The organism is Enterobacter hormaechei subsp. hoffmannii (assembly GCF_001729745.1).
GTDB classification, from domain to species: Bacteria; Pseudomonadota; Gammaproteobacteria; order Enterobacterales; family Enterobacteriaceae; genus Enterobacter; species Enterobacter intestinihominis.
Genome location: NZ_CP017186.1, coordinates 4,256,684 through 4,277,556, shown reverse-complemented (window position 1 = coordinate 4,277,556; position 20,873 = coordinate 4,256,684). Strand labels below are relative to the sequence as shown.

Genomic DNA, 20,873 nt, shown 5'->3' with positions numbered 1-20,873 from the left:
GACGAGTCCAGAAAGGCTATCCCATACAACAGGACATCCGAAATGAAGTCAGAGCAGGTTATCCAGCGGCTGAGCACTACGCCTGAGGCAAGTATTGAGAACTTGCAGGAGCATCGCTACTGGCTGCAATGTGAGCGAGCGTACACCTATCAGCCTATCTACCGTACTGACGGTCGGTTAATGGCAATTGAGGTGTTAACGGTCGTCACTCATCCATCGAACCCTTCGCAGCGTATCGCGCCGGACCGCTATTTTGCGGAGGTTGCCGTGCGTCAGCGCATCGACGTGCTGGAAGAGCAGTTGAGAATGCTGGCGACGAAGCAGGCGTTCTTCGAGCAGCACGGTATTCTGGCTTCGGTGAACGTGGATGGTCCAACCCTGATGGCGTTACGTCAGAATGCGACGCTGCAGGCGCTGATTGCCACCTTGCCGTGGATGCGCTTCGAGCTGGTGGAACATGTTCAGCTGCCGCAGGACTCCTCATTTGCCTCGATGTGTGAGTTTGGCCCGCTGTGGCTGGATGATTTCGGTACTGGTATGGCCAACTTCTCCGCCCTGAGCGAAGTGCGTTATGACTACATCAAAGTGGCCCGCGATCTGTTTATCATGCTGCGCCAGACACCGGAAGGACGGAACCTGTTTACGATGCTCCTGCAACTGATGAACCGCTATTGCCAGGGCGTCATTGTGGAAGGCGTAGAGACGCTGGAAGAGTGGCGCGACGTGCAAAATTCTCCGGCAGCGGCGGCACAGGGTTATTTCCTCTCTCGTCCTGTCCCCATGGATACCCTGGAAAAGGTGATAACCACCCTCTGATCTGCCCGCTTCCCTTTGTCTGAACTATAGTTTTAAAGGCAAGTTCATCAGGAAAGGGGACAACAATGACAAAAACAACCAGGGTGATTTCCTGGACAGCAGGGATTTTCTTGTTGCTGATCGTGGTCTTAATCATCATTATCGCCACGTTTGACTGGAACCGCCTCAAACCGACCATCAACCAGAAAGTCTCGACCGAGCTAAACCGCCCCTTCGCAATACGTGGCGATTTGGGGGTCGTGTGGGAGCGTCAGAAAGAGGAAACCGGCTGGCGAAGCTGGGTGCCCTGGCCGCACGTTCACGCTGACGACATCATTCTTGGCAACCCGCCGGACATCCCCGAAGTGACCATGATCCACCTGCCGCGCGTGGAAGCCACGCTGGCGCCGTTAGCCCTGTTAACCAAAACGGTGTATCTGCCGTGGATCAAACTTCAGCAGCCCGACGCGCGGCTGATTCGCCTGTCGGAGAAAACCAATAACTGGACGTTCGATCTCGCCAGCAGCGGCGATAAAGATCCGAATGCGCAGCCCTCTTCATGGTCCTTCCGCCTCGACAATATTCTGTTCGATCGGGGGCGGATCGCCATTGACGATAAAGTAAGTAAGGCTGACGTAGAGATCCTCGTCGATCCGCTGGGCAAGCCGCTGCCGTTTAGCGAAGTGACGGGCAGCAAAGCCAAAGGCGATGACAGCAAAGCTGGCGATTACGTCTTCGGCCTGACAGCGAAAGGGCGCTACAACGGCCAGCCACTGACGGGTAAAGGGAAAATTGGCGGTATGCTGGCGCTCAGGAGCGAGGGTACGCCGTTCCCGGTGCAGGCGGACTTCCGCTCGGGCAATACCCGCGTGGCGTTCGTGGGCACGGTTAACGACCCGATGAACATGGGCGGCGTCGACCTCCAGCTTAAGTTTGCCGGGGATTCGCTGGGTGAACTGTACGATCTCACCGGCGTGCTGCTGCCGGATACCCCGCCGTTTGAAACGGACGGGCGGCTGGTCGCAAAAATCGACGCTGAAAAATCGTCCGTCTTTGACTACCGGGGGTTCAACGGCCGCATCGGCGATAGCGATATACACGGCACGCTGACCTACACCACCGGAAAACCGCGCCCGAAACTAGAGGGGGACGTTGAATCCCGCCAGCTGCGTCTGGCCGATCTTGGTCCGCTGATTGGCGTAGATTCGGGTAAAGGCACGAAGTCAAAAGAGGTCAAAAAGGACGCTCAGCCTGCGGGTAAAGTGCTGCCCTATGACCGCTTCGAAACCGACAAGTGGGACGTAATGGATGCGGACGTGCGCTTCAAAGGACGTAAAATTGAGCATGGCAGCACGCTGCCGTTGAGCAACCTCTCGACCCATATCATCCTGAAAAACGCCGATCTGCGCCTGCAACCGCTGAAGTTTGGCATGGCCGGGGGAACCATTTCCTCGAATATCCACCTGGAGGGGGATAAAAAGCCGATGCAGGGAAGGGCGGAGATCCAGGCGCGTCGTCTGAAGCTGAAAGAGCTGATGCCGGACGTGGAGTTGATGCAGAAAACCCTCGGTGAGATGAACGGTGATGCGGATATTCGCGGCACGGGTAACTCTGTGGCCGCGCTGTTAGGCAGCGGAAACGGCAACCTGAAGCTGCTAATGAACGACGGGCTGGTGAGCCGTAACCTGATGGAGATCCTGGGGCTGAACGTCGGTAACTTCATCGTCGGACAAATCTTCGGAGACGATGAAGTGCGCGTAAACTGCGCGGCGGCAAACGTGGACCTGGTCAACGGTGTGGCGCGTCCGCAGATTTTCGCATTCGACACGGAAAACGCGGTTATCAACATCACCGGTACCGCCAGCATGGCGTCCGAGCAGCTGGATTTAACCATCGATCCGGAAAGTAAAGGCATTCGCATCATCACCCTGCGCTCGCCGCTCTACGTTCGCGGGACCTTCAAAGATCCGCAGGCGGGCGTGAAGGCCGGGCCGCTGATTGCGCGCGGTGCGGTTGCCGCCGCCCTCGCCACGCTGATCACCCCTGCGGCGGCGCTGCTGGCGTTGATTTCGCCGTCAGAAGGCGAAGCGAATCAGTGTCGGACGATTTTGTCGCAGATGAAGAAGTAAGGTGTGGCCTGTTCTTGCCGGGTGACGCTGCGCTTACCCGGCCTACATGTGAATCGTAGGCCGGGTAAGGCGTAGCCGCCACCCGGCATTCGCTTACAGAGTCTGATGCTTAGTTTCGTGCGTCAGCAGCAGCGCAATCAGCGTCAACGCTGCCATGGCAGCCAGATAGACACCCACATAGAACAGACCATAGTTCGCCTGAAGCCACGTGGCGATATACGGGGCCACCGAGGCGCCCAGAATAGACGAAACGTTATAGGAGAACGACGCGCCGGTATAACGCACTTCAGTCGGGAACAGCTCCGGCAGCAGCGCGCCCATTGGGCCAAAGGTCAGCCCCATCAGGCTCAGACCAATCAGCAGATACGCCATCACCAGCGCAGGGCTACCTGAACCCAGCAGCGGCGGGAAGACAAACAGTGCGAACAGGATGATCAGCGAGGTGATGACGATCATGCTTGAACGACGGCCAAATTTATCCGCCAGCAGGCCCGCGATGGGCACCATCACGCCAAATCCAATAACCGCCATCATCAGCATCCACAGCACTTCGTTACGCGGCAGGCCCAGTCCGACCGGTACGGCGGCGGTACTGTAGGTCATGGAGTACACGGTCATGATATAGAACAGCGTGTAGGTCGCCAGCATGATGAACGTACCCAGCACGGTCACGCGGAGGTGTTTGGTCAGCAGCGTCCCCAGCGGAACTTTAACCTGCTTTTTCGCCGCGGCGACTTTAGCGAAGACCGGCGTCTCGTGCAGCGACACGCGCACGTACAGGCCAATCAGCACCAGCACGGCAGAGAAGACGAACGGAATACGCCAGCCCCAGCTCATGAACTGTTCATCGGTCAGCAGCCAGGAGAGGAGCAGGAAGGTGCCGTTCGCGAAGAAGAAGCCAATCGGCGCGCCCAGCTGTGGGAAAGAGCCATACAGGGCACGCTTACGCGCCGGGGCGTTCTCGGTCGCCAGCAGCGCCGCGCCGCCCCATTCCCCGCCCAGCCCCAGGCCCTGACCAAAGCGCGCCAGCGCCAGCAGCACAGGCGCCAGAATGCCGATAGTTTCATAGGTCGGCAGCAGGCCGATGGCGACGGTGGAGATCCCCATCGTCAGCAGCGAGGCAACCAGCGTCACTTTACGACCGACGCGATCGCCAAAGTGGCCAAAGACCGCTGAACCTATAGGACGCGCAACGAAGGCGATAGCAAAGGTAGCTAAAGACTGTAGCGTGGCTGCCGTCGGGTCGCCCTGTGGGAAGAAAATATGCGGAAAGACAATGACCGCAGCGGTGGCGTAAATATAAAAGTCGAAGAACTCAATGGCGGTGCCAATCAGCGATGCGACGACGACTTTATTGCGGGAGTTGACCGGAACGTGTTCCGCCCCTTCGTTAAGTGTGGTGGCTGTTGCTTGCATAATATTTTCTTATTTTTGGACGAACGAAGGGCCATATTAGGCACAGCAAAAGCGACATTTCAATCTGTAACAAAGGCGTGACATGGTCATAAAAGCAACAAAAAGCGGATAATTTTCAGGCCAGCGAAAACACTTCCATGAAATGCTTCACACATTTTAAATATCAGTCATTAAAACTGGTTTTGAGTTAAATAAAAGTTACGGTCTGGATTTATATGCTGAAATGATGAATCGGGCTGAAATATCAGCCCGACAGGACATCAGTGGTGGGTTTTTCCCGGCATGCGCGGGTCGTCTTTATACTCTGCGGTGGCGATCCACGCGGCACAGAACAGCGTCAGGCGTGCGAAGAAATAGAAGAAGGCCATCAGCCCCAGCACCGAACCAAAGGCCGCGCCGGAGGGGGACTTCACCAGCGACGGCAGCGTATAGGTCATCACAATTTTGATCACCTCAAAGCCAATAGCGGCAATCAACGTCCCACGGATCAGCGCCTTCTTGCGCGGCCGATGGCGGGGCAAACGCCAGAAGATCCAGAAGAACAGCAGGTAGTTAGCAAAGATGGAGATAGCAAGCCCTATACCGCGCCAGGCCGGTTTCAGCCATTCAATGTAGTCCAGATACAGCGCGGAGATAATCATCTGCTGCGCAGAACCGGCGACCGAGGTGATAGAGAGCGTGATGACCAGCGCCACCAGCAGACCAATCAGCGAGATAAAGTCGCGCAAATACTTCACCCATATCTTCTCCTGATCCTGCGGCGTACGCTCCCAGACGTCACGCGACTGGGCGCGAATGGCTTCACGCAGGTTGCCCATCCAGTTAACCCCGGAATAGAGCGCAATCAGCAACCCGACGATACCCACGGTGGTACGCTGCTGCACGGCGGTATTGATGGTGCTTTTGAGCGTCGTGGCGAGCGTCTGGTCGCTGACGTTGGTCAGGATCTTATTGAAGATGTCCTGCAACAGCGTCGGGTGAGACGCCAGAACAAAACCGGCGGCAGCAAACGATACCATCAGGATGGGGATCATCGACAGGAAAGAGAAGTAGGTGATCGCCGCGCCAAACTGATTTCCCATGCGGTCGTTAAAGCGCTCAGCGGCGCGGATCAGGTGAGCAATCGCGGGTATCTGCTGAATTTTTTCGGCTATGCCGGTCACGGTGCCCAGCGCTTTGCTGGTCGTTCCAGGCTCCTTCGGCGCTTCAGGCTCGTTATCCATCTTTTTGATGGGTTCATAATCTAAATGTTGAGTCGGTCGTTGCGGGTTATTTTCCGGCGTCACGCGCATTTTCCTTTTCGTTGAGCTGGATGTTACTGAATTATAGCTTGCGACTAGTCCACGTAACTTTTTGTGAGTTCGGTAAGCCACTCCATAAACACATGCACCCGACGGGAGAGGTTACGGCGGTGGGGATAAATGAGGGAGACGGGCATTGGTTCAGCCCGATATTGCGGCAGGATCTCAACGAGTTTTTTCGTGCGCAGGGCATCACGCACCCCGACGCGCGGGACCTGAATAATGCCAAGCCCGGCGATACAGGCGGCCTGGTAGGTTTCCGTGCTGTTAACCGTCAAAACGCCTCCCGTTTTTATCCACTGGGTCGCGCTGCCGTTGAAATACTCAAAACCCAGAGGACGGGTGCCCAGCGTGGCGGAGTAATGAATGAGGGCGTGTGAGCCCAAATCATCCAGCGTCTCAGGGTAGCCGAATCGCGTGAGATAATCCGGGCTGGCGCAGTTAATCACTGAAAGCTTCCCAAGCGGGCGGGCGATAAGCCCGGAGTCCTTCAAGTTTCCCACGCGAACCACGCAGTCAAATCCTTCGCGGATGACATCGACCAGACGATCGCTGCTGCTCAGCTCAAGCTCAATGCCGGGAAACTGTTGTAAAAATGCAGGCAGTTTCGGAATGACGACATTTCGTGCAATGGCAACGGGCATATCCACACGTAGCCGACCGCTGATGGTGGAAGGGTCGTGCAGAAACATGCCGTCCAGTTCGTCCAGATTCATCAGCAGATCTTTTGCGCGTTCGTAATAAACCATGCCGTCCTGCGTCAGGCTGACGCGGCGGGTAGTGCGGTGCAGCAGTTGAGTGCCAAGCGCGTTCTCCAGCGCCTGGATCTGCCGCGAGACACTCCCCTTCGGCAGGCTTAACGTCTCCGCCGCGCGGGTAAAACTCTCCAGTTCCGCGACGCGAAGGAAAAGCTGCATTGCGTATATTTTATCCATAGATATGGGTCATTGTTGTTTGAAATGAAACAGTGAAGCGTTGGCGGCACTATTTATTGATTTTCTACCATCTAATAAGCTCATTCTCAATCTTCATCGCAGTCGAAACGAGGTGAATTATGCGTGAACGTATTGCATTAGTGACGGGCGGTAGCCGCGGCCTGGGTAAAAATGCGGTTTTGAAGCTTGCTGCGGAAGGGACAGATATCATCCTGACCTGGAACAGCAGTCAGCAGGAGGCGCAGGAAGTTGTACGCGAAATTGAGGGAAAAGGTAGAAAAGCGGCAGCATTGCAGCTTAACGTCGGCGATACGGCAAGTTTTGCGCGCTTCGCTCAACAGGTGAAGGAAACCCTTACACACGTCTGGCAACGTGACACCTTTGACTATTTAGTGAACAACGCAGGTACAGGGTTATACGCACCCTATACCGAGACGACAGAAGCGCAGTTTGATGATGCGGTGAATATTCACTTCAAAGGTCCGTTTTTCCTCACACAACAGCTGCTGCCGCTCATAAAAGACGGAGGACGGATCCTGAACGTCTCAAGCGGACTGGCCCGTTTTACTCAGCCAGGTTCAGGGACTTACGCGGCAATGAAAGGAGCGATGGAAGTGCTGACCCGCTATCAGGCAAAAGAGCTTGGCGTGCGCGGAATTTCCGTCAATATCATCGCGCCTGGCGCGATTGAAACCGACTTTGGAGGCGGACGCGTAAGGGATAATGCGGAGCTTAACCAGCTGCTGGCCTCGCAGACGGCGCTGGGACGGGTGGGCCTGCCCGATGATATCGGTGACGCCATTGCGGCGTTGCTCAGTGACAAACTGGGCTGGATGAATGCGCAACGTATTGAAGTTTCAGGCGGTATGTTCCTGTAATGTTCAGACTTAAGGGGGAGGGAACCCTCTTAAGGAAATCCTTAAAGCAGGTGTGTCTAAATGATGAAAGATATAAAGAGAGCTGGGTGAATTGTAACCTCTCCATTCATTGAGTTTTTTCTTAAAAAATGCCTCTGTAGAATCCCCCTTCGCTATTCTCAGAGGAGTAATACGATGCGAGTAATCATGTTTGACAGGCAGTCATTATTTATTCATGGAGCGAAGTGCAGTTTGCAGAAATTAATTCCGGAAATAGATTTGACAGGAACTCGTCAGACTGATGAATTATGGGCACACTTATCCGCGTCACCTTCCGCTATCGTCATGATAGATGGGTATTTAATTCATGATAACGGTGTGGCTTTACCGGAAGAGATTATGAATCGTTTTCCAACAGCGCGCGTGGTGCTGGTGTTAACGAAAAAAGAGCCTCGCTGGGTTGAGCAAATGCTACAGCGCAACGTGGTGGCAATAATCCCTCGTAATGCGAATCCCGAACGCTTTTCCGCCGTGCTGGATTCTGTATCGCGAGGGATGGTCTGTTTTCCCGGCGAGTGGATGAACCAGCACTCCTCTCATGATGAGCTGTCATTGTTAAGTGAGCGCCAGCGTGAGGTATTGAAATTACTGGCGGCCGGAGAGTCAAATAAAGAGATAGGTCGTAATCTCAATATCAGTGCGGCAACGGTAAAAGCCCATCTTGAGACGCTTTTCCGTCGTCTTGATGTCAAAAACCGGACGCAGGCCGCGATGTACTATACCCGGGCGACGGCCTGAAGGATCTTCTCTGGCAGAGGGGAATCTTCCCCAAAACTGAAGAGCGTTAATACCAGTGCATCATGCTGCTGTTGGGTTAATGGGCGTTTGTTCATTTCCCGCAGCAGCGACTCACATAAATGAATATCATTGAAAAGCAAATTCTCCGCCTCAGTCGGCGTGATGAGGCCGTTAAATTTTTCCCACTGGCGAATCACGTGACCGTAACCTATAACCCATATTCCCTTTTCGTCACGGTATTTCTCCAGGGAAAGACCCTGCTGTTTTTTAATTAATGCGATTGCAGCAGAAGATATCTGCATTGCATAACCCGTCATAAGCGTTTCCTCTTTATGGCGGAACTATAAAGGGAAAACAGCCCGGGGAATATCCGCCAAATGGCCGTTGATCAGGTTTTACTGAACGGATATTCCTTTTTCAGTAAACCGAATAGCCAGTCGTTATGCCATTGCCCTGAAAGGAAATAACTCTCGCGCAACTCACCTTCCAGCTGAAAACCTGTTTTTTCCAGCAGTCGCCTTGAGGCGATATTTCCCGCCGTCACGGTCGCGGTGAGCCGACGGATATTGCCCTGGGTCAGCGCGAAATCACACACCGCCCGCAGAGATTCAAAGCCGTAACCTTTCCCCTGCGCAGAGGGCGCAAAGAGAAAACCGACTTCGGCACAATCTGCTTCCCGGTGCACATAGCCGGTTACGCCCAGCGGCGTCTGGCTGGCCGTCTCACGCACCACAAGGCAGAGCCAGTGCGAGCTGCCCGGTGCCCACGGCAACAGACGAGACACAAAGGCCTCCCGAATGTCAGCCTCGCTACGCTCATGGGCGACAAAACGCATCACGTCAGGATTTTGCTGTAGCGACAGAAAAAAGGGCCAGTCTTGCTCTTGCAGCGGCAAGCAGGTGAGACGCGCGGTGGTTAAGGCGGGCATGACGATCCTCCGGAGACATTGCAAATGATTATAGGGTTGTCACTTTATTTCAACAGAAAGTCAGGTATGTTTAACCTCCTATAAATAAAAAGAAAAACGACTTTTAATGCCGCTTTGGCGGTACTCATTGTCTCTCAAGGAAAACAATGATGATTAGCTCATCGCATCATACCCGCGAACAGTTTGAACACTGTCTGGCGGCGATCCGCCAGGCGTCTGTTGAAATCTTACTTCTGTTGAATGTACATGTTTCTGAAGGAAAAGATCCACGCTGGTTTCTGGAACAACTGGATAGCGCCCGCCTGGGGCTGGGCGGGTGGGGTGCCGTAGCCAGAAAGCTGAACCTGAATGATGCGGAAATGACAGCCTTTACGCTGCAATTACGCTTGCTTCAGCAGCGCGTTCCCCAGTATGAAAGCGGGCAGGATGTCAGCGAAAACCAGCTGATTGCGGCGATGCGCTTCGTCACATCCCTTGAATATCTGCGTCTGCAACAGCCCCTTCTGACCTACGATACCGGGAGGGTGCCAGACAAGGCGAGCCAGCTCCAGGCGCAGAAACAGGTGCGTGCCATTGAGCTGATGATAAAAGGATTGATACAGCAGGCATGGCCCGATCCGGTGCGGCTGAATAATCATCTTAAGACCTTGTTTAATGCTGAACGTGTGCGTCGCTGGCTGAAAAACGGTGAAATTAATGATGTTCTGAGCGGCATGTTATTTAGTGAGCTGGCCCAGCTGCTGGTGGATAAGAAAGAATTTAGCCGCTACTACGCGTCGCTGTTTAACGCCCCGGACATGCTGACGCTGCTGGTAGAACCCCGCAAAACCCTGCAAACCTTCCTCGAAGATATCCGTCAAATCCGCAACAGCATCACCGTGCAGCAGCCGTTGAGCGGGGCGCAAATCCAGCTGCTCGACAGCTATTACACGCAGATCACCCGCTCCGTTCAGCGCGCGTTTGAGGAAGGGCGGACACGCGTTAACCCGGCGGCGCTGATGGCGGTGGATGAAAGCGAGCTGCATGCATTCTGGGAAAAGGCGCAAAAAATAGACCGCACAACAGGCGGCGATCTGTTTGAAGTGCGTGACAGCATAGAGAAACCGACTCAGCGCGCCGCGCGTACGCCAGAGCAGCGCGAACAGCTGATTTCCGGCGTGCTGTGGGGAGCGGTTGGCGTGATGGTTATCGCGATTGTCGTGGGGGGATTCTGGCTGGTGACCAGCAGTAAACCGCAGCCGGCTGTGGCCAGCACGGCATCTCCCGCACCGGTGCAGGAGATGCGCGAAACGCCTTCCTCGCGAGAAACGCTGACGCGGATGGGTGTCACCTGGGATGAAAACAACTTCCGTTCAGCGATTAGCCGCAACGATACCCGGGTGGCGCTCCTGTTTTTGCAGGGCGGGATGGACTGGAAAATGTCATGGACGGAGGAGGCGTTGTCGGCAGGCTACGACGATGTGCTGGAAGTAATGTTGCGCTACCGCCTGCAAATGACAGAGCAAAAGCCCTGCCGACGCTTTATTAATACGCTTAGCCATGCGATGGCGAACGGGGAATCGCTGACGCCTATGCGTAAGCAGTACCTGAAAGCATTCTGTACCGTCCCTGCGGTGGTGAAACGCCAGCAGCACGACGCCGATACGGCAACGCGCCGCGCGAAGACGCAGCCCGATGCCAGTACAAAAAAATGGCAGTCCATCCAGACTGCCATTTATGAGGTGATCCGCTGATTATTTTTCCCCCTCACCCCGGCCCTCTCCCCAAAGGGGCGAGGGAGAAAAGGCCGCACCGTTAAGTCCCCTCTCCCCTCAGGGGAGAGGGTCAGGGTGAGGGGTGAGACTCAGGGCTCCCCATACAGCCCAATCAACCGCCGCACCACCCCATTCGTCCAGCCGAAGCCATCCTGCAACGGATACTCCCCCCCGCCACCTTCGCGTGGCGTGCTGCTGGCGATATGGTACTTCTCAATCAGCTTATGATGGGTTTTGTAGTAATGGTTTACCGTGTGCAGCCAGCTCCAGGCGATCTCATCCCCCAGCGAGTCGTTGCCGTACTGCTTGAACCCCTGGATCGCCATCCATTGTAGCGGTGCCCAGCCGTTCGGCTTATCCCACTGCTCACCTGTTTCATATTCGGTGGCGAGAATACCGCCCGGCGTGAGCAGACGGGCTTTAACGGCATCGGACAGCCGTTCAGCCTGCTCATGGGTCGCCATGCCCACATACAGTGGCACAATGCTGGCCGCAGAGAACAGCGCCAGGGCTTCACGGCGCCAGTCGTAATCACGATAACAGCCGTTCTCTTCGTCCCACAGATAGCGGTTCACCGCCGCGCGCCGGTCGCTGGCTTTCTGGCGGAATAGTTCAGCCGTCTCTTTATCCCCTTTCGACGCTGAGATATTGGCGATAGCGCTCTCCAGTTTGAACAGGAATGCGTTCAAATCGATGGGGATAAATTGCGTCGTGCGGATACTGGCCAGCCGCGCAGGATCGCGCAGCCAGCGGGACGAGTAATCCCATCCTGAGGCTGCCCCGGCGCGCAGGTCGCGATACACCTCGTTCGGCGGGCGACCGGAATGACGGGCGGTTTCAACGTCCTCAATCCAGGATTCATCCCGTGGCGTATCGCGATCGTCCCAGTAGCGGTTGAGCAATGAGCCATCCGGCATGCGCACCGCACTGCGATAGGCCTGGTTGAGCAGCAGCGATTCCGCCCCGTCCATCCAGAAGGCGTACTCCATCTTGAGATGCTCAAGATAGCGCTTCGCCCCGCGCACGCCGTCCTCTTCAAACAGTTCCACCATCAGGGCAAAAACCGGCGGCTGGGAGCGGCTGAGGTAGTAGGTGCGGTTGCCGTTCGGGATATGTCCGTAGCGCTCAATCAGCCAGGCGAAGTTATCGGCCATGCATTTCAGCAGATCGTTACGACCGCTTTCTGCCAGCCCCAGCATGGAGAAATAAGAATCCCAGTAGTAGGTCTCGCTGAATCGCCCGCCGGGCACAATATAGGCCTGCGGCAGCGCCAGCAGCGACGACCACGGGATGTGATCCTGCGGCTCGCGCGTCAGCACCGGCCACAGGTTATCAATGTGTTCTTTCAGGGAGAAGCCGGGATCAGAGACATACTCTTTACTGTAGTCCTCCGGCAGCCAGAAGTGATTCTCCACAAAGCGCGCCAGGTCAAAATCCCGATGACGACGCACTTTACGGTAGCGGATCAGGATATCCAGCGGGTCCATTTTCGGCGCGCAGTCTGGGAAAGTTTTGCTGTCCGCAAACAGCCGTGTCGACTGCACATGTTCGAACAGTTCAAGATAACGATCGGCAGGCGTCAGGGCATCGGAGGCAGGTAGCCCCTCGATCATTTCGGGTTCCGGCTCCGCCTCAATCATTTCATCCAGTTTCAACTCGCAGGGATCGGTCTCGTAGCGCAGCTCTTCTGCAATCTCGAACTCGATGTTCTCGGTAGCCTGTAGTTTCTGGTTGAACATGGTGATAAGGACCTCCGGTTGTGTGTTCTAAAAGACAGGTTTTTCCGGGCGTCTTATAAGCGTAGACATTCGCTTCGGTGGATGTGGAGGGATATGTGCGTTAGATCACGATTTTCGGAGCATTCGTTTTGCAACGATTTATGAATGTTAAAAAAATGCCCCTTTGAAGAGGGGCATCAATATCAACGCATTGTTACAAACTCTTCTGCCGCAGTGGGGTGGATCGCCACGGTGTTATCGAAGTCTTTTTTCGTTGCGCCCATCTTCAGCGCCACTGCGAAGCCCTGCAGGATCTCGTCCATGCCAAAGCCTATGCCGTGGATGCCGACGATCTTCTCGTCCGGGCCCACACAGACCAGCTTCATGCGGCACGGCTGACGGTGCGAGGTGACCGCGGTATACATCGCGGTAAACGCCGATTTATACACTTTCACCTGATCGTCGCCGTACTGCTCGCGCGCCTGCGGCTCGGTTAAGCCGACGGTGCCGATTGGCGGGTGGCTGAAGACCACGGTCGGGATGTTGCTGTAATCCAGATGTTCGTCCGGCTTGTTGTTAAACAGACGCTCGGAAAGACGACGCCCCGCGGCCACGGCAACCGGCGTCAGTTCTACGGCACCTGTGTTATCACCAACGGCATAAATACCCGGTACGCTGGTGTTCTGGAACTTATCAACGACGATGTAGCCTTTTTCATTGGTTTTCACCCCGGTTGCGGCCAGGTTGAAGTTGTCGGTGGCCGGTTCACGACCAATCGCCCAGATCAGGCAATCAACGGTCTGGCTGCGGCCATCTTCCAGCTCCAGGGTCAGGCTACCGTCCGCATTTTTAACCACCGCTTTTGGCACGGCGTTGGTGTGCAGGGTTGGGCCTTCGGCGTTCATCACCTCGACCAGCGTGTCGACGATTAGCGGATCAAAGCTACGCAGCGGCGCGTGTTTACGCACAAACAGGTGCGCTTCCGCCCCAAGGCCGTTAATCACGCCAGCAAGCTCAACCGCGATGTAACCCGCGCCTACAATAGCAACGCGCTCTGGCAGAGCAGGCAGCTCGAAGAACCCGTCGGAGTCGATGCCGTATTCCGCGCCCGGAATGTTCGGATGGCTCGGACGGCCACCGGTGGCGATCAGGATGTGATCGGCAGTGATCGTCTCGCCGTTCACTTCGATCGTCTTCGCATCCACGAAACGGGCGAAGCCGCGGATCACGTCGACGTTATTCTTGCCCAGCACGTTATCGTACGAGGTGTGAATACGGTCGATATAGGCGGTACGGCTGGCGATCAGCTTATCCCAGTCGAAGTGGTTGATGGTGGTGTCAAAGCCGTAGTCCGGGCCATACATATGGATAGCTTCACGGATTTGCGCGGCATGCCACATCACTTTCTTCGGTACACAACCCACGTTTACGCAGGTGCCGCCGAGTTCTTTGGCTTCAATCAGCGCACACTTCTGGCCGTACATGGCCGCACGGTTGATGGAGGCGATGCCGCCGCTGCCGCCGCCGATTGCGATGTAGTCATAATGCTTAGTCATAGCTTTTGTCCTTAATCGTGAATTGCCGCGATTGTATACCTGAAATCAATAGGTTCCACCGATGGCTGCGATTACTCCGGCACGATCCAGCTTACGGTGGCGTGGCCCGTACCGGCTGGCACCAGCGTTTTGTGCAGCCACGGCAGCACGTTGTTCATCTGCGCTTCGAGCTTCCACGGCGGGTTAATCACAATCATGCCGGACGCGGTCATGCCGCGCTGGTCGCTGTCGGGCCGCACCGCCAGCTCAATCTGCAGGATTTTGCGGATGCCGGTCGCCTCCAGATCCTTGATCATGCGCTTAATTTGCGCGCGTAGCACTACCGGATACCACAGGGCATAGGTTCCGGTCGCAAAGCGTTTGTAACCTTCGTTGATACCGGTCACCACCGCCTGATAGTCGGTTTTGATTTCGTACGGCGGGTCGATCAGCACCAGGCCGCGACGCGAAACCGGCGGTAGTTTGGCTTTTAGCTGCTGGTAGCCATCGGCTTTGTCCACGCGGGCGCGGTTATCTTTCTGAAACTCAGCGCGCAGCAGCGGGAAGTCGCTTGGGTGCAGCTCGGTCAACTGGAGGCTGTCCTGCTCGCGCAGCAGTTGGCGGGCAATCAGCGGAGAGCCAGGGTAATAGCGCAGCTGGCCGTTGCGGTTGAAATGATTCACCACGCCGATGTACGGCTCCAGTTCGGCAGGCAGATCGTCCTGCTGCCAGATACGGGCGATGCCTTCCAGATATTCACCGGTACGCTCGGCATGTTCGCCGCTCAGCTGATAACGGCCCGCCCCCGCGTGGGTGTCCAGGTAGAGAAACGGCTTGTCTTTCTCTTTAAGCGCTTCAATGATCAGGCTCTGAACGGTGTGTTTAAGGACGTCGGCGTGGTTGCCAGCGTGGAAGCTGTGGCGATAACTGAGCATGGGTAATGATTTTCCGCTGAATTGACGATTTGCCACAGTTTACAGCAGAACGGCACAGATTACCCGTAGGCCCGGTAAGCGCAGCGCCACAGGGCGTTTTTCGACAACCTCCGGCATTGAAATCCTCTACACTTAACCCCATTACAGAAAACAATATGCACAGCGCCGGATGCGCGCTTCATTCATCTATTTCAACAGGACAGCGTTTATGACCAATCCATTACTGACGCCTTTTTCGTTGCCACCGTTTTCTAAAATCCTCCCTGAGCATGTGGTTCCAGCCGTTACCCAGTCGCTGGAAAACTGCCGCGCGGCGGTAGAGAACGTGGTCGCGCAGGGCGCGCCGTACACCTGGGAAAATCTGTGTCAGCCGCTGGCCGAAGTGGACGACGTGCTGGGGCGCATTTTCTCCCCGGTGAGCCACCTGAACTCGGTGAAAAACAGCCCGGAGCTGCGCGAAGCCTACGAACAGACCCTGCCGCTGCTCTCCGAGTACAGCACCTGGGTCGGCCAGCACGAGGGGCTCTACAAAGCCTACCGCGACCTGCGCGACGGCGACCATTATGCCGAACTGAACACGGCGCAGAAAAAATCGGTTGATAACGCGCTGCGTGATTTCGAACTGTCCGGGATTGGCCTGCCAAAAGAAAAACAGGTTCGCTACGGCGAAATCGCTGCGCGCCTGTCCGAGCTGGGCAACCAGTACAGCAACAACGTCCTCGACGCCACTATGGGCTGGACGAAGCTGATTACCGATGAATCCGAACTGGCCGGTATGCCGGAAAGTGCGCTGGCGGCGGCAAAAGCCCAGGCCGAAGCGAAAGAGCAGGAAGGCTTCCTGTTAACGCTGGATATCCCAAGCTATCTGCCAGTGATGACCTACTGCGACAACCAGGCCCTGCGCGAAGAGATGTACCGCGCCTACAGCACCCGCGCCTCCGATCAGGGGCCGAATGCCGGTAAGTGGGATAACAGCCCGGTGATGGCGGAGATCCTCGCCCTGCGCCACGAGCTGGCACAGCTGCTGGGCTTCGACAGCTACGCGGATAAATCCCTCGCCACCAAAATGGCCGAGAACCCACAGCAGGTGCTCGACTTCCTGACCGATCTGGCGAAACGCGCCCGTCCTCAGGGTGAAAAAGAGTTAGCTCAGCTGCGCGCCTTTGCGAAAGCGGAGTTCGGCGTGGACGAGCTTCAGCCGTGGGATATCGCATACTACAGCGAAAAACAGAAACAGCACCTCTACAGCATCAGCGACGAACAACTACGTCCGTACTTCCCGGAAAACAAAGCCGTCAACGGTCTGTTCGAGGTAGTGAAGCGCATCTATGGCATTACCGCGAAAGAGCGTACCGATATCGACGTCTGGCATCCGGACGTGCGCTTCTTCGAGCTGTATGACGAGAACAACGAGCTGCGCGGCAGCTTCTATCTCGATCTCTACGCGCGTGAGAACAAGCGCGGCGGGGCGTGGATGGACGACTGCGTGGGCCAGATGCGTAAAGCGGATGGTTCCCTGCAAAAACCTGTTGCCTACCTGACCTGTAACTTCAACCGTCCGGTGAGCGGCAAACCTGCTCTGTTTACCCACGATGAAGTGATCACCCTGTTCCACGAGTTCGGTCACGGCCTGCACCACATGCTGACCCGCATCGAAACCGCTGGCGTCGCCGGTATCAGCGGTGTGCCATGGGATGCGGTCGAGCTGCCAAGCCAGTTTATGGAGAACTGGTGCTGGGAGCCGGACGCGCTGGCGTTTATCTCCGGTCATTACGAAACGGGCGAACCGCTGCCGAAAGAACTGCTGGATAAAATGCTGGCGGCGAAAAACTACCAGGCGGCGATGTTTATCTTGCGTCAGCTGGAGTTCGGCCTGTTCGACTTCCGCCTGCACGCCGAGTTCAGCCCGGAGCAGGGGGCGAAAATCCTCGAAACCCTGGCTGAGATTAAAAAGCAGGTTGCCGTCATTCCAGGCCCGACCTGGGGACGCTTCCCGCACGCGTTCAGCCATATCTTCGCAGGCGGGTACGCCGCAGGCTACTACAGCTACCTGTGGGCCGACGTGCTGGCGGCGGATGCCTTCTCGCGCTTCGAAGAAGAGGGGATTTTCAACCGCGAAACCGGTCAGTCGTTCCTCGACAACATCCTGACGCGCGGCGGTTCAGAAGAGCCTATGGAGCTGTTCAAACGCTTCCGTGGCCGCGAGCCGCAGCTGGATGCGATGCTGGAGCATTACGGAATCAAAGGCTGATTGCTACGTGAAGATCTGCTTAGTAGATGAAACAGGCGCCGGTGACGGCGCCTTATCTGTTCTGGCGGCCCGCTGGGGGCTGGAACATGATGAAGAGAACCTGATGGCGCTGGTGATGACGCCGGAACATCTGGAGCTGCGCAAGCGCGATGAGCCAAAGCTTGGCGGGATTTTTGTCGATTTTGTCGGCGGCGCGATGGCGCACCGGCGTAAGTTCGGCGGCGGTCGCGGCGAAGCGGTGGCCAAGGCGGTTGGCATTAAAGGGAGCTATCTTCCGGACGTGGTGGACGCCACGGCGGGGCTGGGGCGCGATGCGTTTGTGCTGGCCTCGGTGGGCTGCCGTGTGCGGATGCTGGAGCGTAATCCGGTTGTCGCCGCGCTGCTCGACGACGGGCTGACGCGAGGCTATGCGGACCTGGAAATCGGCTCGTGGTTACAGGAACGTTTGCAACTTATTCATGCCTCCAGCCTGACAGCGCTGACCGATATCACCCCGCGCCCGCAGGTGGTCTATCTCGACCCGATGTTCCCGCATAAGCAGAAAAGCGCGCTGGTGAAGAAAGAGATGCGGGTGTTTCAGTCGCTGGTGGGGCCAGATTTAGATGCCGATGGCCTGCTGGAGCCGGCTCGTCAACTGGCGACGAAGCGGGTGGTGGTGAAACGTCCTGACTATGCGCCGCCGCTGGCGGACGTTGCGACCACTAACGCGGTGACCACCAAAGGGCATCGCTTTGATATCTACTCAGGTACGCCGGAATAAAAAAAGCCGGGTGGCGGCTTCGCCTTACCCGGCCTACATTCAGTGCCGCTTGTAGGCCCGGTATGCGTTAGCGCCACCGGGCTTTTTTGCACTTACTCGTCTTCTTCGTCACGCAGTGGAACAATCAGCATATCCACGTGTACGGTGTTAATCAGCTGACGTGCGGAAGACATCAGTTTGCTCCAGAAGTCCTGATGGTGACCGCATACCACCAGGTCCATATCGTATTTCTTAATCGCATCAACCAGCACCTGGCCCAGATCGCCGCTACCGCTTAAGGTTTCAGTGATTGGATAGCCCGCGTTGGTAGAAAGCTCGCTCAGCGCGTGGTGAGTCTCTTCGGAGATGCGTTTCTGCATATCGCCGAGATTCACGTCGATCAGACCGGTGTAGAGGTCGGAGTAATTCACATCAACGTGAATCAGCGAAACTTTCGCGTTGTAGGGACGTGCCATGGATACTGCTTTATCAACCAGCACTTTACTCTCCGGGGAGAGGTCTACCGCGATAAGAATGTGTTTGTAAGCCATAGTGTTACTCCTTCCTTAAGTTATCGATGACTAAATGGGAAAGCCGTCGTCTGATGCTTTCATTACGGCCCAGTTAAACATATTTTTCAAGCTTTGGTGTTGATAACGATTAACCTTGTGGCAAAAAAATTAACGGATCTCCTACACTATTTAATGAGCCGTTCGGATATTAAAACGCGAACCGGATCGACTTTTAGTCATTCTTTCACTGAACTGTCTGTCAGGGCATTGGGGTGCGGTAGCTCAGAAGCCTTGCTTCGTGGGTGGACGCCGGGGAGGATGTATGATTAGCACCGTCGCATTGTTTTGGGCGTTATGCGTGGTTTGCATAGTGAATATGGCGCGCTACTTCTCATCGTTACGTGCGCTGTTAGTGGTACTTCGTGGTTGCGATCCGTTGCTTTATCAATATGTGGACGGTGGAGGGTTCTTCACCTCGCACGGACAGCCCAGCAAGCAGATGCGTCTGGTGGGGTATATCTACTACCAGCGCTACCGCGATCACCACGATGAAGAGTTTATCCGTCGCTGCGAGCGCCTGCGTCGTCAGTTCATTTTGACCAGCGCCCTGTGTGGTCTGGTTGTGGTGAGTATGATTGCGCTGATGATATGGCACTGAGCATAAAAAAAGCGGGCCAGTTTCCTGACCCGCTTTTTTGTCGCCTTCAGCCGATTAAATTAGCTTCAGCGAAATCCAGTACAGACCGCCAGACAGCAGGATGGACGCCGGGAGGGTGAACACCCAGGCCATCAGAATGTTGGTCACGGTTTTACGCTGCAAACCGCCGCCGTCAACAATCATGGTACCTGCCACGGACGAAGAGAGTACGTGGGTGGTGGAGACTGGCATACCGGTGTAGCTCGCCAGACCGATAGACACTGCCGCCGTCATCTGCGCGGACATGCCCTGAGCATAGGTCATGCCTTTCTTACCGATCTTCTCACCGATGGTGGTCGCCACACGACGCCAGCCAATCATCGTACCGATACCCAGCGCCAACGCGACCGCCATGATGATCCAGATTGGCGCGTACTCAATGGTGTTGAGCATATCGCCTTTCAGTTTCTTCAGCAGACGCTTATCGTCAGCATTGACCTCTGGCAGCTTCGCGACTTTATCGGTCACGTCGGAGATACAGAGCATGATACGACGCAGCTGACCACGCTGTTCTACAGCCAGTTTGTCGTAGCTTTCGATATCGGCCAGCATGCCTTTCGCACGTTCCAGCGCGTTAATCGCGTTTGCCGGGTGGCAATGGAACTCGCCCGGTGCAGTCAGTGCGCCAGAGTCAGGAGAAGGGATCAACTGGTCTACGCCGGTCGCTTTCTTCAGCAAATCAGGATGCTGCTGGAAGTAAGTCTCAACGTTGTTTACCGCATCACGGGTACGGGTGATCTCATAGCCAGAGGCGTTCATGTTAACCACGAAGCCTGCCGGTGCGACGCCAATCAGAACCAGCATCACCAGACCGATACCTTTCTGACCATCGTTCGCGCCATGAGAGAAGGCGACGCCGATAGCGGAAATGATCAGCGCGATACGCGTCCAGAACGGCGGCTTTTTCTTGCCGTCTTTCTTCTCACGCTCTGCTGGCGTCAGGTGGATACGTGCACGTTTCTTCGTGTTGCTCCAGTAGCGACGCAGGATGAAAATCAATCCACCCGCTACCACCAGACCGACGATAGGGGAGATGATCAGAGAGCCGAAAATACCCAGTACTTTAGGAAGGTTCAGCGCATCAACAACCGATGTACCGGTCATCAGGGCGTTAGTTAAACCGATACCGATAATCGCGCCGATAAGGGTGTGAGAGCTGGATGCCGGCAGGCCGAAATACCAGGTACCGAGGTTCCAGATAATCGCAGCAAGCAGCATTGAGAACACCATGGCCAGGCCATGACCGGAACTCACGTTAAGCAGCAGATCCGTTGGCAGCATATGCACAATGGCATAGGCAACGCTCAGTCCGCCCAGGAGGACACCAAAAAAGTTAAATACCGCCGCCATAACGACCGCAAGCTGCGATCGCATTGCGCGAGTGTAGATAACCGTTGCAACTGCGTTTGCAGTGTCGTGGAAGCCATTGATCGCTTCGTAAAACAGCACAAAAACCAGAGCAAGCAATAATAAAAGCCCGGTATGTAAATCCAGGCCGGCAAACAAATGTAGCATAGGACGTTACGCCATTTTGAGGACATGAACGCGGCGCATTATCCAGGACAAATGCGCA

The 20,873-nt window shown here is 55.8% G+C and carries 18 protein-coding genes; 8 read left to right on the top strand and 10 right to left on the bottom strand.

Going from position 1 to position 20,873, the window contains the following annotated elements:
• The first annotated feature begins 42 nt into the window (after window positions 1–42).
• Together pdeH and BFV65_RS20270 are read left to right on the top strand one after the other, a co-directional pair.
• Entirely contained in the window at window positions 43–816 is a 774-nt protein-coding gene (gene pdeH / locus BFV65_RS20275) for a cyclic-guanylate-specific phosphodiesterase (RefSeq protein WP_015571521.1), read from the top strand.
• Between the two features lie 65 nt (window positions 817–881).
• Entirely contained in the window at window positions 882–2,924 is a 2,043-nt protein-coding gene (locus tag BFV65_RS20270; RefSeq protein WP_069597037.1) for an AsmA family protein, read from the top strand.
• A gap of 93 nt (window positions 2,925–3,017) precedes the next feature.
• Here BFV65_RS20270 and BFV65_RS20265 read toward each other — a convergent pair whose 3' ends face one another.
• From BFV65_RS20265 to BFV65_RS20255, 3 genes are all read right to left on the bottom strand, one after another.
• Window positions 3,018–4,340, bottom strand: a complete 1,323-nt coding sequence (locus BFV65_RS20265) for an MFS transporter (RefSeq protein ID WP_022649720.1) — start codon at window positions 4,338–4,340, stop codon at window positions 3,018–3,020.
• 260 nt (window positions 4,341–4,600) lie between these two features.
• On the bottom strand, window positions 4,601–5,626 hold the full coding sequence (yhjD, locus tag BFV65_RS20260; RefSeq protein ID WP_022649719.1) for an inner membrane protein YhjD: 1,026 nt from the start codon (window positions 5,624–5,626) through the stop codon (window positions 4,601–4,603).
• 50 nt (window positions 5,627–5,676) lie between these two features.
• Window positions 5,677–6,576, bottom strand: coding sequence for a LysR family transcriptional regulator (locus BFV65_RS20255; RefSeq protein ID WP_032621978.1), 900 nt, complete (start codon window positions 6,574–6,576; stop codon window positions 5,677–5,679).
• 119 nt (window positions 6,577–6,695) lie between these two features.
• Between BFV65_RS20255 and BFV65_RS20250 the strand changes: the two genes are divergently transcribed.
• Window positions 6,696–7,454, top strand: coding sequence for an SDR family NAD(P)-dependent oxidoreductase (locus tag BFV65_RS20250; RefSeq protein ID WP_023298834.1), 759 nt, complete (start codon window positions 6,696–6,698; stop codon window positions 7,452–7,454).
• Window positions 7,455–7,628: 174 nt separating this feature from the next.
• Window positions 7,629–8,231, top strand: a complete 603-nt coding sequence (locus tag BFV65_RS20245; protein WP_022649715.1) for a response regulator transcription factor — start codon at window positions 7,629–7,631, stop codon at window positions 8,229–8,231.
• Here the strand turns inward: BFV65_RS20245 and BFV65_RS20240 are convergent.
• Together BFV65_RS20240 and BFV65_RS20235 are read right to left on the bottom strand one after the other, a co-directional pair.
• Window positions 8,210–8,548, bottom strand: a complete 339-nt coding sequence (locus BFV65_RS20240) for a lysozyme (protein ID WP_022649714.1) — start codon at window positions 8,546–8,548, stop codon at window positions 8,210–8,212. The genes BFV65_RS20245 and BFV65_RS20240 overlap by 22 nt on opposite strands.
• Before the next feature lie 71 nt (window positions 8,549–8,619).
• Window positions 8,620–9,159 (bottom strand): GNAT family N-acetyltransferase, encoded by a 540-nt coding sequence (locus BFV65_RS20235; RefSeq protein ID WP_022649713.1) that lies wholly within the window; start codon window positions 9,157–9,159, stop codon window positions 8,620–8,622.
• Window positions 9,160–9,305: 146 nt separating this feature from the next.
• On the opposite strand from BFV65_RS20235, the gene BFV65_RS20230 reads away from it, so the two are divergent.
• Window positions 9,306–10,892, top strand: coding sequence for an STY4199 family HEPN domain-containing protein (locus tag BFV65_RS20230; RefSeq protein ID WP_069597036.1), 1,587 nt, complete (start codon window positions 9,306–9,308; stop codon window positions 10,890–10,892).
• A gap of 110 nt (window positions 10,893–11,002) precedes the next feature.
• Here BFV65_RS20230 and BFV65_RS20225 read toward each other — a convergent pair whose 3' ends face one another.
• From BFV65_RS20225 to BFV65_RS20215, 3 genes are all read right to left on the bottom strand, one after another.
• A complete protein-coding gene (locus BFV65_RS20225) occupies window positions 11,003–12,652 on the bottom strand; it encodes an alpha,alpha-trehalase (protein WP_022649711.1) in 1,650 nt (549 codons plus the stop codon).
• A 182-nt stretch (window positions 12,653–12,834) separates the two neighbouring features.
• A complete protein-coding gene (gorA, locus tag BFV65_RS20220; protein WP_022649710.1) occupies window positions 12,835–14,187 on the bottom strand; it encodes a glutathione-disulfide reductase in 1,353 nt (450 codons plus the stop codon).
• Between the two features lie 71 nt (window positions 14,188–14,258).
• Window positions 14,259–15,101 (bottom strand): 23S rRNA (adenine(2030)-N(6))-methyltransferase RlmJ, encoded by an 843-nt coding sequence (locus BFV65_RS20215; RefSeq protein ID WP_045622206.1) that lies wholly within the window; start codon window positions 15,099–15,101, stop codon window positions 14,259–14,261.
• Window positions 15,102–15,309: 208 nt separating this feature from the next.
• Between BFV65_RS20215 and prlC the strand changes: the two genes are divergently transcribed.
• Both prlC and rsmJ read left to right on the top strand, forming a co-directional pair.
• Window positions 15,310–17,352 (top strand): oligopeptidase A, encoded by a 2,043-nt coding sequence (gene prlC / locus BFV65_RS20210; RefSeq protein ID WP_038416884.1) that lies wholly within the window; start codon window positions 15,310–15,312, stop codon window positions 17,350–17,352.
• A 7-nt stretch (window positions 17,353–17,359) separates the two neighbouring features.
• Window positions 17,360–18,112 (top strand): 16S rRNA (guanine(1516)-N(2))-methyltransferase RsmJ, encoded by a 753-nt coding sequence (gene rsmJ / locus BFV65_RS20205; RefSeq protein WP_032626863.1) that lies wholly within the window; start codon window positions 17,360–17,362, stop codon window positions 18,110–18,112.
• Window positions 18,113–18,204: 92 nt separating this feature from the next.
• Here the strand turns inward: rsmJ and uspA are convergent, their stop codons facing one another.
• Window positions 18,205–18,642, bottom strand: coding sequence for a universal stress protein UspA (gene uspA / locus BFV65_RS20200; RefSeq protein WP_003861223.1), 438 nt, complete (start codon window positions 18,640–18,642; stop codon window positions 18,205–18,207).
• Between the two features lie 283 nt (window positions 18,643–18,925).
• Between uspA and uspB the strand changes: the two genes are divergently transcribed.
• Window positions 18,926–19,261, top strand: coding sequence for a universal stress protein UspB (gene uspB, locus BFV65_RS20195; protein ID WP_003861224.1), 336 nt, complete (start codon window positions 18,926–18,928; stop codon window positions 19,259–19,261).
• A 54-nt stretch (window positions 19,262–19,315) separates the two neighbouring features.
• Here uspB and pitA read toward each other — a convergent pair whose 3' ends face one another.
• Window positions 19,316–20,815, bottom strand: coding sequence for an inorganic phosphate transporter PitA (pitA, locus tag BFV65_RS20190; protein ID WP_022649706.1), 1,500 nt, complete (start codon window positions 20,813–20,815; stop codon window positions 19,316–19,318).
• Window positions 20,816–20,873: the final 58 nt, after the last annotated feature.

Excerpts from the sequence above, each read along its gene's own strand:
- pdeH (WP_015571521.1), top strand. The coding sequence starts at position 43 with ATGAAGTCAGAGCAGGTTATCCAGCGGCTGAGCACTACGCCTGAGGCA.
- BFV65_RS20270 (WP_069597037.1), top strand. The coding sequence starts at position 882 with ATGACAAAAACAACCAGGGTGATTTCCTGGACAGCAGGGATTTTCTTG.
- BFV65_RS20265 (WP_022649720.1), bottom strand. The coding sequence starts at position 4,340 with ATGCAAGCAACAGCCACCACACTTAACGAAGGGGCGGAACACGTTCCG.
- BFV65_RS20255 (WP_032621978.1), bottom strand. The coding sequence starts at position 6,576 with ATGGATAAAATATACGCAATGCAGCTTTTCCTTCGCGTCGCGGAACTG.
- BFV65_RS20250 (WP_023298834.1), top strand. The coding sequence starts at position 6,696 with ATGCGTGAACGTATTGCATTAGTGACGGGCGGTAGCCGCGGCCTGGGT.
- BFV65_RS20245 (WP_022649715.1), top strand. The coding sequence starts at position 7,629 with ATGCGAGTAATCATGTTTGACAGGCAGTCATTATTTATTCATGGAGCG.
- BFV65_RS20240 (WP_022649714.1), bottom strand. The coding sequence starts at position 8,548 with ATGACGGGTTATGCAATGCAGATATCTTCTGCTGCAATCGCATTAATT.
- BFV65_RS20235 (WP_022649713.1), bottom strand. The coding sequence starts at position 9,159 with ATGCCCGCCTTAACCACCGCGCGTCTCACCTGCTTGCCGCTGCAAGAG.
- BFV65_RS20230 (WP_069597036.1), top strand. The coding sequence starts at position 9,306 with ATGATGATTAGCTCATCGCATCATACCCGCGAACAGTTTGAACACTGT.
- BFV65_RS20225 (WP_022649711.1), bottom strand. The coding sequence starts at position 12,652 with ATGTTCAACCAGAAACTACAGGCTACCGAGAACATCGAGTTCGAGATT.
- gorA (WP_022649710.1), bottom strand. The coding sequence starts at position 14,187 with ATGACTAAGCATTATGACTACATCGCAATCGGCGGCGGCAGCGGCGGC.
- BFV65_RS20215 (WP_045622206.1), bottom strand. The coding sequence starts at position 15,101 with ATGCTCAGTTATCGCCACAGCTTCCACGCTGGCAACCACGCCGACGTC.
- prlC (WP_038416884.1), top strand. The coding sequence starts at position 15,310 with ATGACCAATCCATTACTGACGCCTTTTTCGTTGCCACCGTTTTCTAAA.
- uspA (WP_003861223.1), bottom strand. The coding sequence starts at position 18,642 with ATGGCTTACAAACACATTCTTATCGCGGTAGACCTCTCCCCGGAGAGT.
- uspB (WP_003861224.1), top strand. The coding sequence starts at position 18,926 with ATGATTAGCACCGTCGCATTGTTTTGGGCGTTATGCGTGGTTTGCATA.
- pitA (WP_022649706.1), bottom strand. The coding sequence starts at position 20,815 with ATGCTACATTTGTTTGCCGGCCTGGATTTACATACCGGGCTTTTATTA.